This is a genomic window from Siansivirga zeaxanthinifaciens CC-SAMT-1 (assembly GCF_000941055.1).
GTDB classification, from domain to species: Bacteria; Bacteroidota; Bacteroidia; order Flavobacteriales; family Flavobacteriaceae; genus Siansivirga; species Siansivirga zeaxanthinifaciens.
In genome coordinates this window covers 910,024-931,126 of record NZ_CP007202.1, presented here as the reverse complement: position 1 = coordinate 931,126, position 21,103 = coordinate 910,024, and the positions used below count along the sequence as shown (strand labels likewise).

The following is a 21,103-nucleotide window of genomic DNA, read 5'->3' as shown; positions in this document are numbered from 1 at the left end:
AATTAATCAAGTTTTCCATCAAAAGATGTTTCTATTATTTTATCATACTCTTTCGAGGTAACTTTAATACCTGATTTGGGCTTTTTAATTTCAACCTTTGTATTTATTTGAATTTTTGAAGCCACAAAATAGAAACCTCCAATTTGAACTTCTAAAACTAAACCCGGAAGACCATCGTATCCTGCGGGACCAAACGGAATGGAAATTTCTGGTGTAAACCAAGCAATTATATTTACTTCAAAATTGTTATCAGCTAATTTGGAATAAAATGAATATGAAGTTGAAGCTTTATAACATTTATAATTCCCAATTATTTTAGTTTCTTTGGATATTTTCCAATTATAACGATTAAAGTCATAGGAAATTAAAAATTCTTTATCTCCAAAATATTTTTGATGTAATTTTTCTTTTAAATTTAAGTTTTTGTAATAAACACCATCCCCACCAGATCTTCCAATCAATCTTTTATTAGAATAATTATCTATATCTAATCTTTTTACAAATTCAAATCTTGATTCGTTTAGGTTCGCATCTAAAACATAGAATAAATCTTTTAGTTGTTTAGGATTTGTTTTTGTAGTGTCTAAAAGACTTTTCATGTATTTACCATATGTAACTTTAATACTTTTAATGTCTTGCGAGAAACATAATTCGCAAGACACTAAAAATAAAATTTTAAGTAATAAATTTTTTTTCATTTTATATAAATACCGGATTTTCGATATCTCCACCTGCTTCGGTGCAGGCATTATAATAATAATCTATAGCTTCGTTGACTGCTTCTTGTGAATCAAAACCATATGCCATGAATTCAGCTTGCATAGCTTTTTTTGCATAACTTTTACAATCAGTCTGAGCATTCGCGCTAAATAAAACTACTAATGCCATAATACTAAATACTTTTTTCATAATTTCTAAAATTTTAAAACCAGTTAAGTTTATTTAATAACTGGTTGGTTAAACTAAATGTGTGTCCAGTCTATACAGTCTATAAAATTTTAATATGTGTGAGAGACCAGTCTATTTTTTGTTTTTGGCAGTCTAAAACCTAAAAACATTTCGCTATTATTTAGTTTTAAGGGAGAACAAAAAATAATCAGCGCTGATTTTTGTTGCAACTTTTGTACTTAGAAACTCCATTTTGCATAGACTGAAACAAAATTTTGTTTCTAAGTTCTTCAAACGTAAAAAAAATAATAAGAAAAAATAACTTTTTATGTAGAAAAATACTTATTTAAATAAAAATTATGAGTTATGTTGTGGTTTTACCGTAAAATTTGGGTTTGTCTGGTATGGCAAGAATGTTGGCGTAAGCTAAGGGGTTTTGAAGGGTGTCTGTAACTTTGCCAGAAACTCTGATTTGTTGTGGAAAGACCTTTCCGAAAACAAAAAATAAAAATATTAGTTTGTACGGGTTCATAATTTGGCTTTAAAAGACATTTTTCAATTCTTTTTACCAAACTGATCGTCAAAAAAACTATGTATAAACTGACTGTATTTTTCTAATGACATTGGAGTGCCCTCTGTTAGAGGTTTAATAGTGGCGTTATTTTTAAACTTTATTGAATCTACATAATACACTTTTCGACCTAATTGTAGTTCTAAAATTAATCCTGGTAAATCTCCAAAATGCATAGGACCAAATGGCACGGGTAGTTCACTAGAATACCAAGCAGTTATTATCATGTTCTTGTTATAACCTAATAGGTCATTTCCTTTAGTTAGTATTGCTTTGTAACAATTATATTTTCCAATTTGTTTTTTCTCATTTAACAATTTCCATTCTAAAATATTTAAAGAACTATTTATTAAAAGACTTTCACCACTAACTTTGGTGGTATATATAACTTGGTTTTTAATTAAATTTTTGTAGTATTTTTTATTTTTTTCAATTGTAATGATTTTACGTTTGTTTATGGAAGCTTTATCATAATCTTTAGCTAAACCTACAATTGAGTCTGATAGATAAAATAAGGATTCATTTGAATTAAATAATAATGTATATTCTAATTCACTGTAATTCTTATAATTACTTTGTATTGCTTTATTTTGAGATGAGTTATACTTTTTATTATTAAGTTGTAGATCTTCTAAATTCATATCTACTTTATACTTAACTAAGGTTATATTGTTTTGACCTAATACTACCAAGGTAAATAAAGCAAAGAAAAAATGTAAAATTATTTTTTTCATTTTAAAATTTACCCACCCAAAATTTAGGTGGGATTTTCTTTTGCTATATCTTTCCTTTTATTTCTGCTAAGCCTTCATCTATACAGTTATTATAATAATCTATTGCGCTTTCAAGACTTCCAGTGATTTCATAGTCAGCTTCAGCTTCATCCAAACAATCATCAAATAGATCTCCTCGTTCAAGACTTATTGCATTAATATTACCTGTTAAAAGTACAGATATTGCTAAAAAACTAAATATTTTCTTCATAATTTCTAAAATTTTAAACCCAAGCGTTTATTTTAAATACGCATTAAGGTTGGTTAAACATTGTTAGCCGAATTTTAAAGCCGAAAAACATAAAGCCGATGCATAAAACAACAAAACCGTTGTTGTTTTAAATACGCTTTGTAATAGTAAGCGAGAAAATAAAAAAACTAGCGCTAGTTATAGAGTACTCTGGTTGCCTAAAACCGCTTTTCTATCGGCTTTGATTAAAAATTAAGTTTAAGACATTTCAAACGTAAAAAAAAATAAGAAAAAACAACTTTTTTATGTAGAAAAATACTTATTTAAATAAAAATTATGAGTTATGTTGTGGTTTTACCGTAAAAGATAAATTTTAAGAAGAAAAAACGAATTAAAATCACAAAGAAAAAATTAGTAAATTACTCTCCATTATTCCCCATAAACTTACGTTCCAGTTCTGCTTGAAACTCTTCCATAACGGGTTTTACGGTGCTTTCGGGTAAGTCGGCAATTTTAATATACATAAGTCCATCTACCGAATTATTAAATAAGGGGTCGACATTAAACGCTACGAGTTTTGCATTTTGTTTAATGTATTTTTTTAGTAATACAGGTAAGCGTAAAGCTCCTGGTTCTATTTCGTCTATAAATTTGTCGAACTTGTTTAAATCGGCTTCGGTTTCATCGAAAACAAAGTCTTTGTCGGCATCTTTTAGTTTTACCTTAAATTCTTTCTTTGGGCGCACATATTGGGCAATGTAAGGGTCGTAGTAATGCGATTTCATAAACTCAATCATTAAAGATTTTGAGAAATTTGAAAACTGATTGCTAATGCTTACACCTCCAATTAAAAACTTGTGTTCTGGGAAGCGTAAAGTTATGTGCACAATGCCTTTCCAAAGTAAAAATAAAGGCATGGGTTTTTGTTGGTATTCTTTAATTATAAAAGCACGTCCCATTTCGATAGACTGGCTCATCATTTTATACAATTCGGGTTCGAACCTAAATAAATCTTGTAAATAAAACCCGTTGATGCCATAGCGCTCAAAAATTCTGGAGCCCAAGCCCATTCGGTATGCTCCGGCCAAAATATTGGTTTCGTTGTCCCAAAGGAACATGTGGTGGTAATAATTATCGAAATGATCTAAATCGATGGCCTCATTGGTGCCTTCTCCTACCGCACGAAAGGTAATTTCGCGTAAACGCCCAATTTCGGTAAGTATATTTGGTATTTTTGATGGTTCGGCTAAAAATACTTCGTAATTTTTGCTTATTAACAGTCGGGAATCGCTTTCTCTTAAAGCCTCAACCTCTTTTTTCATGAGGTCGGGATTAACCGGAGTAACAATATTTTTAGGCGCTTTTGGTGTTTTTAAAGTAGAAGATAAGTTGTCTAATATTTTTGGTTTTTCTTCAAAAGCATTAGATAGCATATAGGTTTTTCTTCTTAAAAATTCTGAAAACTCTTCAATTGATTTATGTTCTTTTTGGTCTTCAACAGAAATAGGCCTTCCTATTCTAACTTTTATGGTGCGTCTTTTTTGTGTTAAAACTTCCGATGGTAATTTAGCCGTTCTAAAGGTGTCGCTAATTTTCGATAATTTGTAAAATAATTTACTGTTTTTGGCATGAAAATAAATGGGTACTACGGGAACTTCGGCCTTTTTTACCAATTTCATAGCCGATGCTTCCCAAGGTTTGTCTACCACTAATTTTCCATCTCTATACGTAGAAACTTCGCCGGCAGGAAAAATACCTAAAGGTCGCCCTTCGCGTAAATGTAAAATGGAATTTTTAAAACCTACCAAACTGGATTTTACATCTTTTCGGTCTTCAAAAGGATTTACCGGCATGATGTAAGGCTTCATGGGTTCGATACGATGCAACAAAAAGTTAGCAATAATTTTAAAATCGTTTCGCTGCTCGAGCATGAATTTTAAAAGAAGAATACCATCGATACCACCTAAAGGATGATTTGAAACTGTAATATAAGCCCCGTCTTTTGGGAGGCGTTTTAAATCTTCTTCGGGGATTTCAAATTTAATTTGAAATTCATCTAAAATTTTATCTAAAAAATCGACCCCTTGAAGGTGTTTGTTACGATTGTAAAATTTATTTAAAGTAGAAATTTTAAGTACTTTCATGAGTAACCAACCAATTAGGGTTCCTATAAAACCATAATTGTCAACATTAATTACTTTAGCTACTTCTTTTGCTGTTACTAACCCGGTATCTTGTTGCTTACTCATGGGTGTAAATGTACTAAAATGTTTATTTACTTACTATTTGTACGGTCTCTTGAGTTAATTGTTTTAACAACACGGTTTTACCACTCTCAATTTGCATGATTGCTAGGTCGTTGTAATGACGAATTGTGTAAAGAGATACGTTTTCGTTGCAAGTTACTTTAAATTTTGCTTTTAAATGATGTAATAATTTTTCGAGGTTGTTATAAATATTATCGACACAAACCGAAAAACTAATCGCCGAATTTTGAATAACATCTACTTTCATTTTATATAAATGTAGTAAATTAAAAATTTCGCTAATATTTTCTTCTACAATATAAGAGAAATCTAACGACGACAGCGAAATAAGCACTTGGTTTTTCTTTACAATAAAACAGGGCATCATGGGGTCTAGGGTTACATTTTTACCAATTCTTGTTCCGGGTGCTTCGGGGTTTAAAAAGGATTTAACATACAACGGAATTTCTTTACCTTGTAAAGGTTGTAAAGTTTTTGGGTGAATTACCGATGCTCCATAAAAAGCGAGTTCTATAGCTTCGCGATAACTAATTTTATTAAGTAGTTGGGCATTTTCAAAATATCGAGGATCGGCATTTAAAACACCAGGAACATCTTTCCAGATGGTAACACTTGCAGCATTTAAACAATAGGCAAAAATGGCGGCTGTGTAATCGCTGCCTTCTCTTCCAAGAGTGGTTGTAAAGTTATTGGCATCGCTTCCTAGAAATCCTTGGGTGATGTTTAAAGTGTTTCCTGATATATTGCTAGATATTAGTTGTTGCGTCGCCTCCCAGTTAATGTTTGCTCTTCTAAAATAGCTATCGGTTTTTATGAGCTCTCTAACATCAATCCAATTATTTTTTATTTCAATAAAATTAAAATATTCGCTTATTATTAGGGTAGAAACCAACTCGCCGTAGCCAATAACTTGGTCGTAAACAAAACTATAATCTGGCGATTTATTACTTTTTAAAAAGCTTTTTAATTCGTCGAAAAGTAGTCTTATTTTTTTAAAAACCTGATGCGTTTCGTTTTCAAATAAATCTAAAATTATTTCATTATGATATTTTATAACTTCTTGTAACGCGCTGTTTAATTCTGTTTTATTTTCAAAATAATTTTTTATAACTACTTCTAGGGCATTAGTTGTTTTACCCATAGCCGATACCACAATAAGCGTGTCTTTATAGCCCACTTTTTGCAGAACTGAAGCTACATTTCTAACACCATTGGCATCTTTTACCGATGCGCCTCCAAATTTAAATATCTGCATATTAAATGTTTGCCATATAGTTTTCGATACCCTTCTCGTTAAGGTGTACCACCCGCCATTCGTCTAGAATATGAGCGCCTTTCTTTTTATAAAAATTAACGGCCGGTTCATTCCAATCTAAAACTTCCCAATTAATGCGTTTTACACCTAAGTTATGGCCATATTTTATTACTTCATTTAAAAGTGCGGTTCCCATTCCCGTGCCACGCATGGTTTCATTAACTATTAAATCTTCTAGATGCAGTGTTTTACCTTTCCAGGTAGAATATCTAAAATAGCATAAAGCAATACCTTCTATTTTATTATTTTTTTCAGCTACGAAACAAAAGAAAGCCGGATTGTCACCAAAACCATCGTTTTCTAAATCCTGCAAAGTTATTTCTACGGCATCGGGCTCTTTTTCGTAAATAGCTAGTTGATTTATTAAAGATAGCACTTGTGGCATATCCATTTTAACAGCTTTTCTAATATTAAAATCCATAATCTTTAAAAATATTTTCAAATATAGTTTAAAGTTCAATAATTACTTAATCTTCTACTAAAACGTTGTAGTTCATCAAAAAAAAATGTTAATTTGTATAAATTAAACCAACCACTATGTCTCATAAAAAGCAAACTTTAGGAGAGTTTATAATTGAAAATCAAACGGCATTCAAATATTCTTCTGGAGAATTATCTAGTTTATTAAATTCTATTCGTTTAGCTGCAAAAATTGTAAATCATGAAGTAAATAAAGCAGGTTTAGTCGATATAATTGGAGCTGCTGGAGATGTAAATATTCAGGGAGAAGACCAACAAAAGCTGGATGTTTATGCAAACGATAAGTTTATTCAAACTTTAACAAAGCGAAATATTGTTTGTGGTATCGCCAGTGAAGAGGAAGACGATTTTATTTCGATTAACAGTCAAGATGAAAATCATCAAAACAAATACATTGTATTAATAGATCCTTTAGATGGGTCTTCAAACATTGATGTGAACGTTTCTGTAGGAACTATTTTTTCAATATATCGCAGAGTAACTCCTGTTGGAACTCCTGTTACAAAAGAAGATTTTTTGCAACAAGGTAAGAAACAAGTTGCTGCGGGTTATGTTGTTTATGGCACGTCTACCATGCTTGTTTACACAACCGGTGCAGGTGTAAATGGTTTTACTTTAAACCCAGCCATAGGGTCTTTTTATTTATCACATCCAGATATGCAATTTCCAGAAGACGGCCATATTTATTCTGTGAATGAGGGGAATTATATTCAATTTCCGCAGGGCATTAAAAATTATATTAAATATTGTCAGAAAGACGAAGGAGACAGACCTTACACTGCAAGATACATAGGGTCTTTAGTTTCCGATTTTCATAGAAATATGATTAAAGGCGGTATTTATATGTACCCACAAAGTTCAAAAAACCCTGAAGGGAAATTACGTTTATTGTATGAATGTAATCCGATGGCATTTTTGGCAGAACAAGCGAACGGAAAGGCTAGCGACGGATTTACAAGAATATTAGATATTCAACCAAAAGAGCTGCATGAGCGCGTACCATTTATTTGTGGTAGTAAAAACATGGTTGAAAAAGCAGAGGAATTTATGCGATTGGCGCAAGAATAGCCATTTAAATAAAATAAAAAAGCCAACTTAAAAGTTGGCTTTTTTTTGAGGTTATTATTACATGAATGTTACTTCTCCGGTATTTATATTGTACATAGCACCAACCACCATAATATCGCCGTTGGTCTCCATCTCTTTTAAAACAGGACTGTCTCTTCGAATATTATCTATGGCTAATTGAACGTTTACTTGTGCTACAGCATCAACAAATTCTATGTTGCCAGAATTTCTTAATTTAGGATTTTCGGGTAATTTAACAGCATTAACAGCAGGTTTTATTTTACCAAGCATTTTAGTTAAATTGCCAAGTTTAGCATCGTCGCAGGCACCTTTTATTGCGCCACAACTTGTATGACCCAGAACTACAATTAGTTTTGTGCCTGCTATTTTACAGGCAAATTCCATGCTACCTAAAATATCTTCGTTTACAAAATTTCCAGCTATTCTAACGCTAAAAATATCGCCTAAACCTTGGTCAAACACTAACTCTGCAGAAACTCTGGAGTCTATACAGCTTAAAATGGTTGCAAAAGGGAACTGCCCATCGCTGGTGTCGTTAACTTGTTCTAAAAGGTTTCTATTTGCTTTTAAATTATTTTGAAATCTTATATTACCTTCTTTTAAAAATTGTAATGACTTTTGTGGAGTCATAGTCGCCTGTGATTCTCTTGTATGTGCTTTCATTTGACTATATCTTATGTTTTAATTCTTCTATTTTGGGTCTTAATTTAAAAAACTCAATATAGCTAGGTGGGTTTTCTACGGTTCCGCGTTCGGAAATCAATATAATATCAATATTTCTTTCTTTGGCTTTAAATGCGAAGTCATCAAGAATTTCAATAATATCATTATCTAAATACCTGGTCTTTCTTACGTCTAGTTCTAAAATGGTGTCATTTGGTAACCTGTCTAGTTCTTTTAAAATAGCACCTTTATTAAAAAAAGTTACTTCTTCAGCTAGGGTCATTTTTATTTTGTGAGTGCTATTACTTTTATCTTCAATATGAAGGAAATGAGAATTTTGGTAGCTTTTTAACAAGATAACTACAATACCAACTAAAAGTCCTAAGCCAATACCGGTTAATAAGTCAGTAAAAATGATACCAATAACTGTTACAAAAAATGGAATGGATTGTTTCCAGCCCAAATCGTACATTTTCTTAAATAAAGAAGGTTTGGCTAATTTAAATCCAACAACTAATAATATGGCTGCTAAAACCGATAGGGGAATCATATTTAACAAGCGCGGAATTAAAATTACCGAAATTAACAGAAGAAAACCATGAATAATAGCAGACATTTTTGTTTTTCCACCCGATTGAATATTCGCAGAACTTCTAACAATAACCTGGGTTATTGGTAAGCCACCAATTAAACCAGAAATTATATTACCAGTTCCTTGAGCTAACAATTCTCTATTGGTAGGGGTAACGTTTTTATCTGGATCTAATTTATCTGTAGCTTCAACGCATAAAAGTGTTTCTAAACTTGCTACTAGGGCAATGGTAAAGGCGGTAATCCAAACATCTATGTTGGTAATAGCCGAAAAATTTGGAAAACTAAATTGGCCAATAAACGATGCGGCATCTTCTGGAATAGGAACACTTACTAAATGCTTTTGGAGTATAGATAAATTATCGAAGCCTTTTGTAACATTAAAATAAATAATACCCAACACAACAGCTACTAAAGGCCCCTGAATTACTTGAAATATTTTACCTTTTTTATATAAAACCTTATCCCATAATACAATTATGGTCAGTCCCACCAAGCCAATAATCATGGAACTTAGTGTTATATTATCTACAATATGAATAATGGCCGAAAATGTATTTTCTCCTGAGGATTCTATGAAGCTGTCTGCGCCTTCGGGTTCTAAATCGTAACCAAAAAAATGAGGTATTTGTTTTAAAATAATAATAATTCCTATACCAGTTAGCATGCCTTTAATTACAGACGAAGGAAAATAATAACCAATAATACCTGCCTTTAATACACCAAATAAAATTTGAATAACACCACCCAAAACCACAGCTACCAAAAAGTTTTGATAACCACCTAAAGTGCCAATGGCAGTTAATACAATAGCTGCCAGTCCTGCAGCAGGACCACTTACACCTACATTAGAGCCACTAAGCCTTCCCACTACAATACCGCCTATGATTCCTGCAATAAGTCCTGAAAATAGCGGAGCGCCACTAGCTAAGGCAATACCTAAACACAATGGAAGCGCTACAAAGAACACTACGATACTAGCAGGTAAGTCATTTTTAATATTTTTAAACATTTTGATATGTATTTTTATTTTAGGGTGATTCTAAAATAAATTAAAACTCATTTGAATACACCTATTTTAGCAATTATATGCCAGTTAAGTTATATTATATCTGTTTTTAGCAGTAGGTAAAATTAAGTTACGATTAGGTTTCTTATAATTCCTAAAACTGTAATTATAATTTCGCGTCGCTCTAGTTTGATAATTTATTGTTATTTCTAATTGGTCTAATTGAAAAGAAGAATTTTTATTTTTACTGTATCCATCTTCGTCTACTTCTAATAATGAATAGCATAATGAGGTATCAGTTGAGTCATCGCAAACAGCAATAATTGATGGAGCTGCAATAAGCACCATGAAAAGAAAAATAAAATATGTTGCGATTAATTTTTTGTACATGTTCCATATAATAACAACTAAATATAAGATTAAACTGCTTCTTAGTAGTAAAAAAAAACAAAAATTTGAAATTATAATAGTTTGACAACTCCTTGTTTTTAATATAAAACAAAAAAACCCTTTAAAAATAGTTTTAAAGGGTTTTTAAATTTTATTATTTATTTTATTAAAGGGCTACTAAATCGCCAGTAACATCTTTTGATGGTAAGTCCGATTTACCCATTAAATAAATATCTACTTGTCTAGCCGCTTCACGACCTTCTGATATTGCCCAAACAATTAGAGATTGCCCTCTGCGCATATCTCCAGCAGTAAATACTTTAGTTACATTTGTTTTGTATTTTCCATATTCTGCTTTATAGTTAGAACGGGTATCTAGTTCTACGCCTAATTTTTCAGCTAAAGTACTTTCAGGACCTGTAAATCCTAGAGCTAAAAGGGCAAGATCACATGGCCAGGTTTTTTCGGTACCTTCAATTTCAATTAATTGTGGGCGTTGACCCGGAACCATTTTCCACTCAACGTTTACTGTTTTAAGTGCAATTAGTTTACCGTTTTCGTCTTTAACAAACTCTTTCGTGTTTATTAACCAGTTTCTTTCAACCCCTTCTTCGTGAGAAGATGAAGTTTTTAATTGTAAAGGCCAAAATGGCCAAGGTGTTGTTGGCGAACGGTGTCCTGGTGGTTTAGGCATAATCTCAAAGTTTACAACCGATTTTGCGCCATGACGATTTGATGTACCCACACAGTCAGATCCTGTATCACCACCACCAATAACAATAACATGTTTGTCGGTAGCTAAAACCTGGTCTTTAACTTCTTTTCCAAATAAAACTTTAGTTTGTTGCGTTAAGAAATCCATAGCTTGTACCACACCATCGGCATCAATACCAGGAGTTGGTAAACTTCTTCTTTCTGTAGCTCCACCGCAAAGTACAATAGAATCGAATGCTTTTAATTCTTCTACATCGTAATTTACACCAACATTTACATTGGTTTTAAATATGATGCCTTCTGCTTTTAAAATAGCGATACGACGGTCTATAACACCTTTTTCTAATTTAAAGTTAGGAATACCGTAGCGTAATAATCCACCAACTTCATCATCTCTTTCAAAAACAGTTACAGTGTGTCCAGCTCGGTTTAACTGTTGTGCTGCTGCTAAACCTGCAGGTCCCGAACCAACTACGGCAACGGTTTTTCCTGTTCTTGTTTTTGGAGGCTGTGGTTTTATCCAACCTTCTTTAAAGGCACGTTCTACTATATTTTTTTCAATATTTTCTATTGAAATAGGGTCTTCTATAATACCTAAAACACATGATTTTTCACATGGAGCAGGGCATAAACGACCTGTAAATTCTGGAAAGTTATTAGTGGAGTGTAATATCCAAGAAGCTTTTTGCCATTCACCTTGGTGCACCATGTGGTTAAAGTCTGGAATTAAATTTCCAAGCGGACAACCACTGTGACAAAATGGAATACCACAATCCATACAGCGTGAACCTTGTTTTGTGATTTCTTCATCGCTTAAAGGAATGGTAAATTCATTATAATTTTTTACGCGCTTTTCTACTGGCTCGTAACTTTCATCTTGTCTTTCAAATTCTTTAAATCCTGTTACTTTTCCCATGACATTATGCTATTGTTAATTCTTCAACCATTTGTTCTTCTGTTTCTAAACGTTTTAATGCACGTTTATATTCTGTAGGCATAACTTTTACAAAGTTACTTAAGCTGTTTTCCCAATCGTTTAAGATGGCTTTACCAAGTTCACTATCTGTGTAAAGAGCATGCTTTTGTATTAATGCTTTTAATTCGGCTTTGTCTTCTTCAGACATTGTTTCAAATTCTATAGTTTCTGTATTACATAAACCATTTGTGAATTTGTTTTCTGGATCGTAAACGTAAGCAATACCACCACTCATACCAGCAGCAAAGTTTCTACCTGTTTTACCAAGTACAACAACTTTACCACCCGTCATGTACTCACAACAGTGATCTCCAACACCTTCTACAACCGCTGTTGCACCGGAGTTTCTTACTGCGAAACGCTCACCTGCAATACCATTAATATAGGCTTCACCTTGAACGGCACCAAATAAACAAACGTTACCAACTATAATGTTGTCTTGTGCTTTAAATGTAGCTTTAGCTGGTTTTTTTACGATTAATTTTGCTCCAGATAATCCTTTCCCTAAATAATCGTTAGTGTTACCATCTACAGTAAATGTTAATCCATGTGCTCCAAACGCTCCAAAACTTTGTCCAGCCGAACCTGTGAAATTCACATTTAAGGTATCTTCAGGTAAACCTAAATGACCGTAAATTTTAGAGATTTCATTACTTATTATAGCTCCTACAGAACGATTAATGTTTATTATAGGATATTCTAAAGTCATTTTCTCTTTACGATACAAAGCTCTATGAGAATCTTTTAATATCGAGAAATCTAAAACATCTTCTAAACCGTGATCTTGTTTCTCTGTATTTCTAACAGTTAAATGTTTATAAACTTCTGGTCTGTGTAAAATAGCAGATAAATCTAAACCTTTAGCTTTATAATGATTAATAGCTTTATTGGCATTAATTTTATGAGTTTGACCAACCATTTCGGCTAAGGTTCTAAATCCTAACTGTGCCATGATGCCTCTTAATTCTTCTGCTATGTAGTAGAAGAAATTAATAACATGCTCTGGTGTACCTTTAAAGTTTTTACGTAATTCTTTATCTTGAGTAGCAATACCAACTGGGCATGTGTTTAAATGACATTTACGCATCATAATACAACCCGAAGCTACTAAAGGTGCTGTTGCGAAACCAAATTCTTCGGCTCCTAATAAGGCAGCTATTGCAACGTCACGACCTGTTTTTAATTGACCATCACATTCTACAACAATACGACTTCTTAAGTTGTTTAAAACTAAGGTTTGTTGAGCTTCTGCTAAACCAAGTTCCCAAGGTAAACCAGCATGTTTTAATGATGTTAATGGCGATGCTCCTGTACCACCATCATAACCAGAAATTAAAACAACATCTGCTTTTGCTTTGGCTACACCAGCAGCAATAGTTCCTACACCTACCTCTGAAACTAATTTTACGTTTATACGGGCATCACGATTTGCGTTTTTTAAATCGAAAATTAATTGTGCTAAATCTTCAATAGAATAAATATCGTGATGCGGTGGTGGAGAAATTAATCCAACAAAAGGTGTCGAGTTACGTGCAGCAGCAATCCATGGTAATACTTTTTCACCAGGTAACTGTCCGCCCTCACCAGGTTTAGCACCTTGAGCCATTTTAATTTGAATTTCTCTCGCGTTTGTTAAGTAGTGTGATGTTACACCAAAACGACCGGATGCTACTTGTTTAATGGCCGAGTTTCTGCTATCTCCGTTAACATCTGGATGGAAACGTTTTCTGTCTTCACCGCCCTCACCAGAGTTAGATTTTCCACCAATACGGTTCATGGCTATTGCTAAATTCTCGTGAGCCTCTCTCGAGATAGACCCGTAAGACATCGCTCCCGTTTTAAAACGCTTAACAATTTCTGTCCATGGCTCTACTTCATCAATAGAAATTGGGTCTAAGTTATCAAACTCAAACAAACCACGAATAGTCATTAAGTTTTCTGCCTGTTCGTTTATTGCTTTCGCATATACATCGTAACTTGCTTGATCGCTCAAACGAACTGCTTGTTGTAATTTTGCTACTGTTGTAGGGTTAAATAAGTGTCTTTCACCATTTCGTCTCCAACGGTAATCACCACCAATATTTAAGCCTAAACGTTTATCTATTTCTTTATCTGGATACGCTAATTTGTAGCGTTCGTTAATTTCTTTTTCAATTTCGTATAAACCAATACCTTCAATTCTTGAAGCCGTATAAGGGAAATATTTCTCAACAAATTGTGAGTTGAAACCAACGATTTCGAATATTTGAGAACCTCTGTATGAGTGTAATGTAGAGATTCCAATTTTATTCATAATTTTAAGAATACCTTTTCCAATAGCTTTGTTGAAATTATCAACGGCTTTTTGCTCGTCCATTCCGGTTATAAAACCTTCTTTAACTTGCATTCTTATAATTTCGTTAACCATGTATGGGTTAATAGCACTTGCACCATAACCAAATAAAGTAGCGAAATGATGTGGTTCACGTGGTTCTGCAGATTCGATAATGATATCGAAATAAGAGCGTTTACGTAAACGGTTCATTTGATGATTTACATAAGAACATGCTAATAAACAAGGTATTGGAGCAAACTCTTTATTAACCCCTCTATCAGATAATATTATAATATTAGCTCCATTGCGTAGCGCATTAGATACTTGTAAAATAATATCTTCTAAGGCATTTTCTAAACCATTAAGACCTTCAGATTTTTTATATAAGATGTTAATAGTTTCGGCTTTAAACCCGTCTATAGAAATGGTTCTTATTTTTTCTAAATCGGCATTAGAAATTACCGGATTTTGTATTTTTAATTTTCTACATTGTCTTTCTGTAATGCTGAAAATATTGCGGTCTTTACCAAGATTTAAACTAATATCTGTTACGATTTCTTCACGAATACCATCTAAAGGCGGATTGGTTACTTGCGCAAATAATTGCTTGAAATAGTTTGATATTAATTGTGGTCTGTCTGATAATACAGCTAACGGTGTATCGATACCCATAGAACCTAACGCTTCCTTACCAGATTCGGCCATAGGCGTTATAATTTCCTGAATATCTTCAAATGTGTAATTGAATAATCGCTGTCTCGTTTTGATATCGATAGTTTCAATAGGACACGTTTCGTTAGTATATGGTACATTTCTTAAATGTAATCTTGTTTTGTCTAACCATTCTTTATAAGGTCTTTCAGAAACAATTTTACTTTTAATTTCTTCATCTTCGATAATACGGCCTTCATTCATGTCTACCAAGAACATTTTTCCTGGCTCTAATCTTCCGTGTTTTTCAACGTCTTCAGGATCAATATTTACAACTCCAATTTCTGAAGCCATAATTAATTTTCCACTTTTTGTTACAGTATATCTTGAAGGTCTTAAACCATTACGGTCTAACAGCGCACCAATGTAGTCGCCATCTGTAAAAGGTACAGAAGCAGGACCATCCCATGGTTCCATTATACAAGCATTATACTCGTAGAAAGCTTTGCGCTCCTCAGACATGGTTTTGTGTTTTTCCCAGGCTTCAGGAATCATCATCATCATAATTTCAGGAAGCGATCTTCCTGTATGAGTTAATAATTCTACAACCATATCCATAGAGGCAGAATCTGATTTTCCTGGTAATATAATTGGGAATAATTTTTCTATTTGCGGACCAAAAACGTCACTTTTCATGATCTCTTCACGTACACGCATTCTGCTTACATTACCACGAAGCGTGTTTATTTCACCATTTTGACACATATATCTAAATGGTTGGGCTAACTCCCATGTTGGCATGGTGTTAGTTGAAAAACGTTGGTGTACAAGAGCCAAACGCGTTACCAAGTCGATTTGTTGTAAATCGGTGTAATACGGACCAATATCTTCAGGCATAATAATACCTTTATATATTAAGGTTGTGGTAGATAAACTTGGAAGGTAGAAGTAGCTGCTTTCAGAAATTTTAGACTTTCTAATAGCGTGCTCGGTTATTTTGCGAGCAGCATAAAGCTTCGCTTTAAAAGTAGCTTCATCTATTGGGTCTTTTTTTCCAATAAAAATTTGTTCGATATTAGGTTCTGAAGCTAAAGCAATTTCACCTAAATGTGAAGAGTCTACAGGAACTTTTCTCCATCCTAAAATGACTAATCCTTGTTCTAAAATTTCCTTTTCAAAAGTAGTTTTGCAGAATTTATATTGGTTTTTGTTTTTAGGCAAAAATACCATACCAACCGCATATTCTCTTTCTTCTGGAATATTAAAATCACAAACGCGTTTAAAATAATCGTGAGGAATATCTATAAGTAATCCTGCACCATCTCCAGTTTTACCATCGGCGCTAACGCCACCTCTGTGTTCTAGTTTTACAAGAATTTCAAGAGCATCATGTATGATTTGATTTGTTTTCTCTCCTTTAAGATTACAAATAAACCCAGCTCCACAGTTTTCGTGTTCGAATTCTGGTAAATACATTCCTTGTTTCTTCAGCATAATCGGCAAATATTTTATTATAAAAAGTGACTAAGTAAGCGAAGATAATCATAGATTTTAAATTAAAATAATGCTGTATATATTATTTCGATTTTAGAAGCTAAGTCTCTTATAAAATAAGTATATGTTAATAAATAGTATATTTTTTAATAAATATTCAATGTGTATTATTTAATGATAAATACAGATAACTGAATTAATGATAATAATAATTTGCATTATCAAAATTAATTGCACCAATTAAAGGTAAATTCTGATAATTATTCAAATTATTAATTTGTTGAAAAACCAAAAAATCACATAAATAACTATTAACATATAAAAAAATAGGGTTAAAATTAAAATATCAATAAAAGTTTGAATCATACCCCCCTTTTTTATGGGGGTTAATTTTTTTTGATATAGTTTTACGCTGTTCTTAAGGAAAAATTAACCAAAAAAATTATTAACTTAAATTAAACATTATGAAAAAATTACTTACTCTATCTATGCTTTTTATGGCAACTGCTTTATTTGCTCAAGAAGAAGCTGAAGCACCTAAATTTAGCATAAGCGGAAGTATTGATGCTTATTATAGAGCTAACTTAACAGCTCCAAATGATGAAAATGCTATAGCACCAGGCTCTTCATTCGCTAATTTACCTGGCTTTGCCTTAGGTATGGCCAATGTTGTAGCGTCTTACGAGGGTGAAAAAGTTGGTTTTGTTGCCGATTTAGTATTTGGTCCTAGAGGTACTGATGCTGTTTTTCAATCTCCTATGTATTCTTCAACAGGTCAAATTTTAAATCAATTATATGCATACTGGAATGTAAGTGAGTCTGTAACATTAACCATGGGTAACTTCAATACCTTTTTAGGATACGAAGTTATTTCTCCAACGGCTAACTTTAACTACAGTACATCTTATTTATTCTCTTACGGGCCTTTTTCTCATACAGGTTTAAAAGCGGATATAGCATTATCAGAAGATTTTAGTTTAATGTTAGGTGTTATGAATGATACCGATTTAACTGAATTTAACCCAACTGGAGATTATGCTTTTGGTGCACAATTAGGCTACAAAGGACAGTTTTTGAATTTCTTACTTGATCCATCTTTTACTGAAATTGATTTTACAGGTGGTTTCGATCTTTCTGATTCATTCTTCCTTGGTATTAATGCTGCTTACTTAACAGTTGAAGATGATGGTCCTGGATTTGTGGGAGCTGCATTATATCCACAATATTCTATAAGTGATTCTTTCACTTTAGGATTAAGAGGTGAATATTTTGCAGAAGACAAAGATTTTGGAGCTATCGGAACTGGAGTTGATGATTCAAGTGTATTAGCATTAACTTTAACAGGGAGTTTTGCAATTGATAACTTAACAATTAAACCAGAATTTAGATTAGATAGTGCTTCTGATGATGCATTTATTGATAATGATTTAGCGGCAACAAAAAGCTTAGGTTCATTTGTATTAGCTGCTATCTACTCTTTCTAATAATACAATTCAAAATAAATAAGAGAATAAAGTAATAACGCTTTATTACTTTATTCTCTAAACTTATTAATTAACCCTTAAAACTATTTTTATGTCTTTATTAAACACAGCGCTTTTAATTCAAGATACTGCAGAATTAGCTGCATCGATCAAGGACGACATGGGAATGCTTTGGATGCTTATTTCGGGTATCTTAGTATTTTTCATGCAAGCAGGTTTCTTTTTAGTAGAGTCTGGTATGACAGATTCTAAAAATGCCGTAAATATCGCCATGAAGAATTTCTTAGATGTAGCAGTAGGCTCGCTTGCTTTCTGGTTCATTGGATATTCTTTAATGTATGGATCTGATATGGGTGGAGGCTTTTTCCACTGGGGAGGATTTGTATTCTCTCAAGGAGCTGCCGATTTATTCTTTCAAACTGTATTCGCAGCTACTGCTGCAACAATTGTTTCTGGTGCTATAGCAGGTAGAACAAAATATACAACATATGCTATTTTTAGTATCATCATGACTGCTTTAATTTATCCAATCGCTGGTGGTTGGGAATGGAATGGCGGATGGTTAAATGCAGAATGGATGCCTGCCGAATTTATTGATTTCGCTGGTTCTTCTATTGTTCACTCTGTTGGTGGATGGGCTGCTTTAGTTGCTGCATGGATGGTTGGTCCTAGAATTGGAAAATTCTTAAACGGTAAACCAGTTGAAATGCACGGTCACAACCAAATGTACGCTACTTTAGGTGTATTTATTCTTTGGTTAGGATGGTTTGGTTTTAACGGTGGTTCTCAATTAGCTTGGGGTGGAGACGATTCTGCGGCTGCTTCTCAAGTTGTATTAGTAACTAATTTAGCTGCTGCGGCTGGTGCTTTAAGTGCTTTATTATTTACTTGGATTAAAAATGGTAAGCCAAATTTAGGAATGACTTTAAACGGTTCGCTTGCTGGTCTTGTTAGTATAACCGCTGGTTGTGGTAACATGAGTGAAAGTGGTGCTGTTTTAGCAGGTTTAATAGGTGGTATTCTTGTAGTATTATCTATTGGATTTATAGAAAAAACATTAAAAATTGATGACGCTGTAGGAGCTATTTCTGTACATGGTGTTGCTGGTGCTTGGGGGACTTTAGTAATTGGTCTTTGGGGTGTAGATGGCGATACTGGTATTGGTCTTTTTAATGGTGGAGGTGTTGCTCAATTAGCTTCTCAAGCTATTGGAGTTCTTGCTTACGCTGTTTGGGCTATTGTAATGTCTTACATATTCTTAACAATATTAAAAGTTACTTGTGGAGGTTTAAGAGTTACTGAAGCAGAAGAAATAGCTGGTTTAGATATTTCTGAACATGGTACAATTGCTTACCCAGGTAAGAGACAAAGAGAAATGGAATAATAAACATTTCTTACATTATAATATTTAAAGCACCTTTTTTAAAGGTGCTTTTTTTTGTCTTTTTTAAAAATAATCCAACATTTTGATTTAATAAAATAAAAACGATTTTATGTTTTTTTAATGCTATCCCTATTTTTTTTGGGGTTATTTTGTTTATTTATCATTTATAATTATGCTGCCCCCTTGTTTTAAGACCTGTTTGATTATTTTTTTTATTTTTGAAAACTAATTAAATAACGACATCATGAAAAAAATTGAAGCAATTATTAGAAAATCTAAGTTTCGTGTGGTTAAAGAAGCTCTTCACGACGTAGGTGTTACCTTTTTCTCTTACTGGGATGTTACTGGTTTAGGAAACGAAAAAATAGGCCATGTATACAGAGGTATTTCTTATAGTACGAGTGATATTCAACGTAGATATTTATCTATAGTTGTAAATGACGATTTCGAAGAAGCAACCATTCAAGCTATTTTAAGTTCTGCAGGAACAGGAGAAGTGGGCGATGGAAAAATATTCGTTTCAGATATCACCGAAGTTTACAGAATTCGTACAGGAGCAAAGGGAGGAGAAACGCTTAAATAATAATCAAAAAAACAACTAACAATGGAATTACTTACTACTAATAATGTATGGATGATGATCTGTACAGCACTTGTCTTTTTTATGCACCTAGGATTTTCTTTTTTAGAAATTGGTCTAACTAGACAAAAAAACACAATTAATATTTTATTTAAAAACGTTTTTATTATCACCATCGGTCTTTTATTATACTGTCTTGTTGGTTTTAATTTAATGTATCCTGGATTTGCAGATGGTTCTTCTGGAATTTTCGGGTTTGCAGGATTTGGATTGAGTTCACCTGTAACTGCAGAAGGTGTTTTAGATTTAACATATAATGAAGGTTATACGTATTGGACAGACTTTTTATTCCAAGGAATGTTTGCTGCTACTGCTGCTACTATAGTTTCTGGAGCTGTTGCCGAGCGTGTTAAAATTGTTCCTTTCATGATTTTTACCTTAGTTTATGTAGGATTGGTTTACCCAATTGCTGGTTCTTGGAAATGGGGTGGCGGATTTTTACAAATGATGGAAACACCATTTTACGATTTTGCAGGTTCTACTTTAGTACACTCTGTAGGTGGTTGGGCAGCTGTTGTTGCTGTTTGTTTATTAGGCCCACGTATTGGTAAATTTAAAGATGGAAAAGCACAAGCCATTCCTGGTCATAATTTACCATTAGCTACAGCAGGTGTTTTAATTCTTTGGTTAGGTTGGTTTGGATTTAATGGTGGTTCTGTACTTTCTGCAGATCCTACATTAACTTCATTAACCTTAGTAACTACATGTTTAGCAGCCGCTGCAGGTGGTGTAGTTTGTATGTTAGTGTCTACGGCTATGTATAAAAACCTAGATTTAACTATGTTTTTAAATGGTATTCTTGGTGGTTTAGTTGGAATTACTGCCGGTGCAGACCAAATGAGCCCTACAGATGCTGTTATTGTTGGATCTATTGCTGGCGCTTTAATTGTGTTTGCAGTAAGTTTTGTAGATAAATTAAAATTAGATGATCCTGTTGGAGCTATAGCTGTTCACTTAGTTTGCGGTGTATGGGGAACTTTAGCCGTTGGATTATTTGGTAACTTAGCAGGTGTAAACCAATTTATAAGTCAATTAATTGGTGTGGGTGCTTATGCTGTATTTTGTGTAGTTACTTCATTTATAATTATCTACACGCTTAAGAAAACGATGGGTATTAGAGTTTCTGAAAAAGAAGAATTAGAAGGTCTAGACGGCCATGAGCATGGAATGGATGCTTATCCAGATTTCAGGTTAAACGAACACTAGAAATTAGTGTAAAA

Annotated in this window: 18 protein-coding genes; 5 read left to right on the top strand and 13 right to left on the bottom strand. The window is 33.1% G+C overall.

Features of this window, described 5'->3' with window-relative positions:
* Positions 1 to 2: 2 nt before the first annotated feature.
* From AW14_RS14410 to AW14_RS04145, 8 genes are all read right to left on the bottom strand, one after another.
* A complete protein-coding gene (locus AW14_RS14410) occupies positions 3 to 698 on the bottom strand; it encodes a GLPGLI family protein (RefSeq protein ID WP_052647427.1) in 696 nt (231 codons plus the stop codon).
* Position 699: 1 nt separating this feature from the next.
* Positions 700 to 909 carry a hypothetical protein gene (locus AW14_RS04170; RefSeq protein ID WP_044637679.1) on the bottom strand — a complete coding sequence of 70 codons (210 nt, stop codon included), beginning with the start codon at positions 907 to 909 and terminating at the stop codon, positions 700 to 702.
* Between the two features lie 343 nt (positions 910 to 1,252).
* The gene (locus AW14_RS14810; RefSeq protein ID WP_154662114.1) at positions 1,253 to 1,420 is read right to left on the bottom strand and encodes a hypothetical protein; all 168 of its coding nucleotides are present in this window, start codon (positions 1,418 to 1,420) and stop codon (positions 1,253 to 1,255) included.
* Between the two features lie 23 nt (positions 1,421 to 1,443).
* Positions 1,444 to 2,193, bottom strand: coding sequence for a GLPGLI family protein (locus AW14_RS04165; protein ID WP_044637678.1), 750 nt, complete (start codon positions 2,191 to 2,193; stop codon positions 1,444 to 1,446).
* 43 nt (positions 2,194 to 2,236) lie between these two features.
* Positions 2,237 to 2,443: a hypothetical protein gene (locus tag AW14_RS04160; RefSeq protein ID WP_044637677.1), complete on the bottom strand. Its 207-nt coding sequence runs from the start codon at positions 2,441 to 2,443 to the stop codon at positions 2,237 to 2,239.
* 398 nt (positions 2,444 to 2,841) lie between these two features.
* Entirely contained in the window at positions 2,842 to 4,671 is a 1,830-nt protein-coding gene (locus AW14_RS04155; protein ID WP_044637676.1) for a GNAT family N-acyltransferase, read from the bottom strand.
* Positions 4,672 to 4,693: 22 nt separating this feature from the next.
* Complete coding sequence (locus AW14_RS04150; RefSeq protein WP_044637675.1) at positions 4,694 to 5,944, bottom strand: aspartate kinase; 1,251 nt, start codon at positions 5,942 to 5,944, stop codon at positions 4,694 to 4,696.
* Between the two features lies 1 nt (position 5,945).
* A complete protein-coding gene (locus AW14_RS04145; protein ID WP_044637674.1) occupies positions 5,946 to 6,425 on the bottom strand; it encodes a GNAT family N-acetyltransferase in 480 nt (159 codons plus the stop codon).
* Positions 6,426 to 6,541: 116 nt separating this feature from the next.
* On the opposite strand from AW14_RS04145, the gene fbp reads away from it, so the two are divergent.
* Positions 6,542 to 7,552, top strand: coding sequence for a class 1 fructose-bisphosphatase (gene fbp / locus AW14_RS04140; protein WP_044637673.1), 1,011 nt, complete (start codon positions 6,542 to 6,544; stop codon positions 7,550 to 7,552).
* A 57-nt stretch (positions 7,553 to 7,609) separates the two neighbouring features.
* Here the strand turns inward: fbp and AW14_RS04135 are convergent, their stop codons facing one another.
* From AW14_RS04135 to gltB, 5 genes are all read right to left on the bottom strand, one after another.
* Positions 7,610 to 8,236, bottom strand: a complete 627-nt coding sequence (locus AW14_RS04135) for a carbonic anhydrase family protein (protein WP_044637672.1) — start codon at positions 8,234 to 8,236, stop codon at positions 7,610 to 7,612.
* A 4-nt stretch (positions 8,237 to 8,240) separates the two neighbouring features.
* Positions 8,241 to 9,839, bottom strand: a complete 1,599-nt coding sequence (locus AW14_RS04130; protein WP_044637671.1) for a SulP family inorganic anion transporter — start codon at positions 9,837 to 9,839, stop codon at positions 8,241 to 8,243.
* Positions 9,840 to 9,923: 84 nt separating this feature from the next.
* Positions 9,924 to 10,226, bottom strand: coding sequence for a hypothetical protein (locus AW14_RS04125; RefSeq protein WP_044637670.1), 303 nt, complete (start codon positions 10,224 to 10,226; stop codon positions 9,924 to 9,926).
* Positions 10,227 to 10,392: 166 nt separating this feature from the next.
* Entirely contained in the window at positions 10,393 to 11,856 is a 1,464-nt protein-coding gene (locus AW14_RS04120; RefSeq protein ID WP_044637669.1) for a glutamate synthase subunit beta, read from the bottom strand.
* Between the two features lie 4 nt (positions 11,857 to 11,860).
* Complete coding sequence (gltB, locus tag AW14_RS04115; RefSeq protein WP_245617616.1) at positions 11,861 to 16,375, bottom strand: glutamate synthase large subunit; 4,515 nt, start codon at positions 16,373 to 16,375, stop codon at positions 11,861 to 11,863.
* Positions 16,376 to 16,839: 464 nt separating this feature from the next.
* On the opposite strand from gltB, the gene AW14_RS04110 reads away from it, so the two are divergent.
* From AW14_RS04110 to AW14_RS04095, 4 genes are all read left to right on the top strand, one after another.
* On the top strand, positions 16,840 to 17,859 hold the full coding sequence (locus AW14_RS04110) for a porin (protein ID WP_044637668.1): 1,020 nt from the start codon (positions 16,840 to 16,842) through the stop codon (positions 17,857 to 17,859).
* 91 nt (positions 17,860 to 17,950) lie between these two features.
* Complete coding sequence (locus AW14_RS04105) at positions 17,951 to 19,243, top strand: ammonium transporter (protein WP_044637667.1); 1,293 nt, start codon at positions 17,951 to 17,953, stop codon at positions 19,241 to 19,243.
* Positions 19,244 to 19,487: 244 nt separating this feature from the next.
* Complete coding sequence (locus tag AW14_RS04100) at positions 19,488 to 19,826, top strand: P-II family nitrogen regulator (protein ID WP_044637666.1); 339 nt, start codon at positions 19,488 to 19,490, stop codon at positions 19,824 to 19,826.
* 21 nt (positions 19,827 to 19,847) lie between these two features.
* Positions 19,848 to 21,089, top strand: coding sequence for an ammonium transporter (locus AW14_RS04095; RefSeq protein WP_044637665.1), 1,242 nt, complete (start codon positions 19,848 to 19,850; stop codon positions 21,087 to 21,089).
* Positions 21,090 to 21,103: the final 14 nt, after the last annotated feature.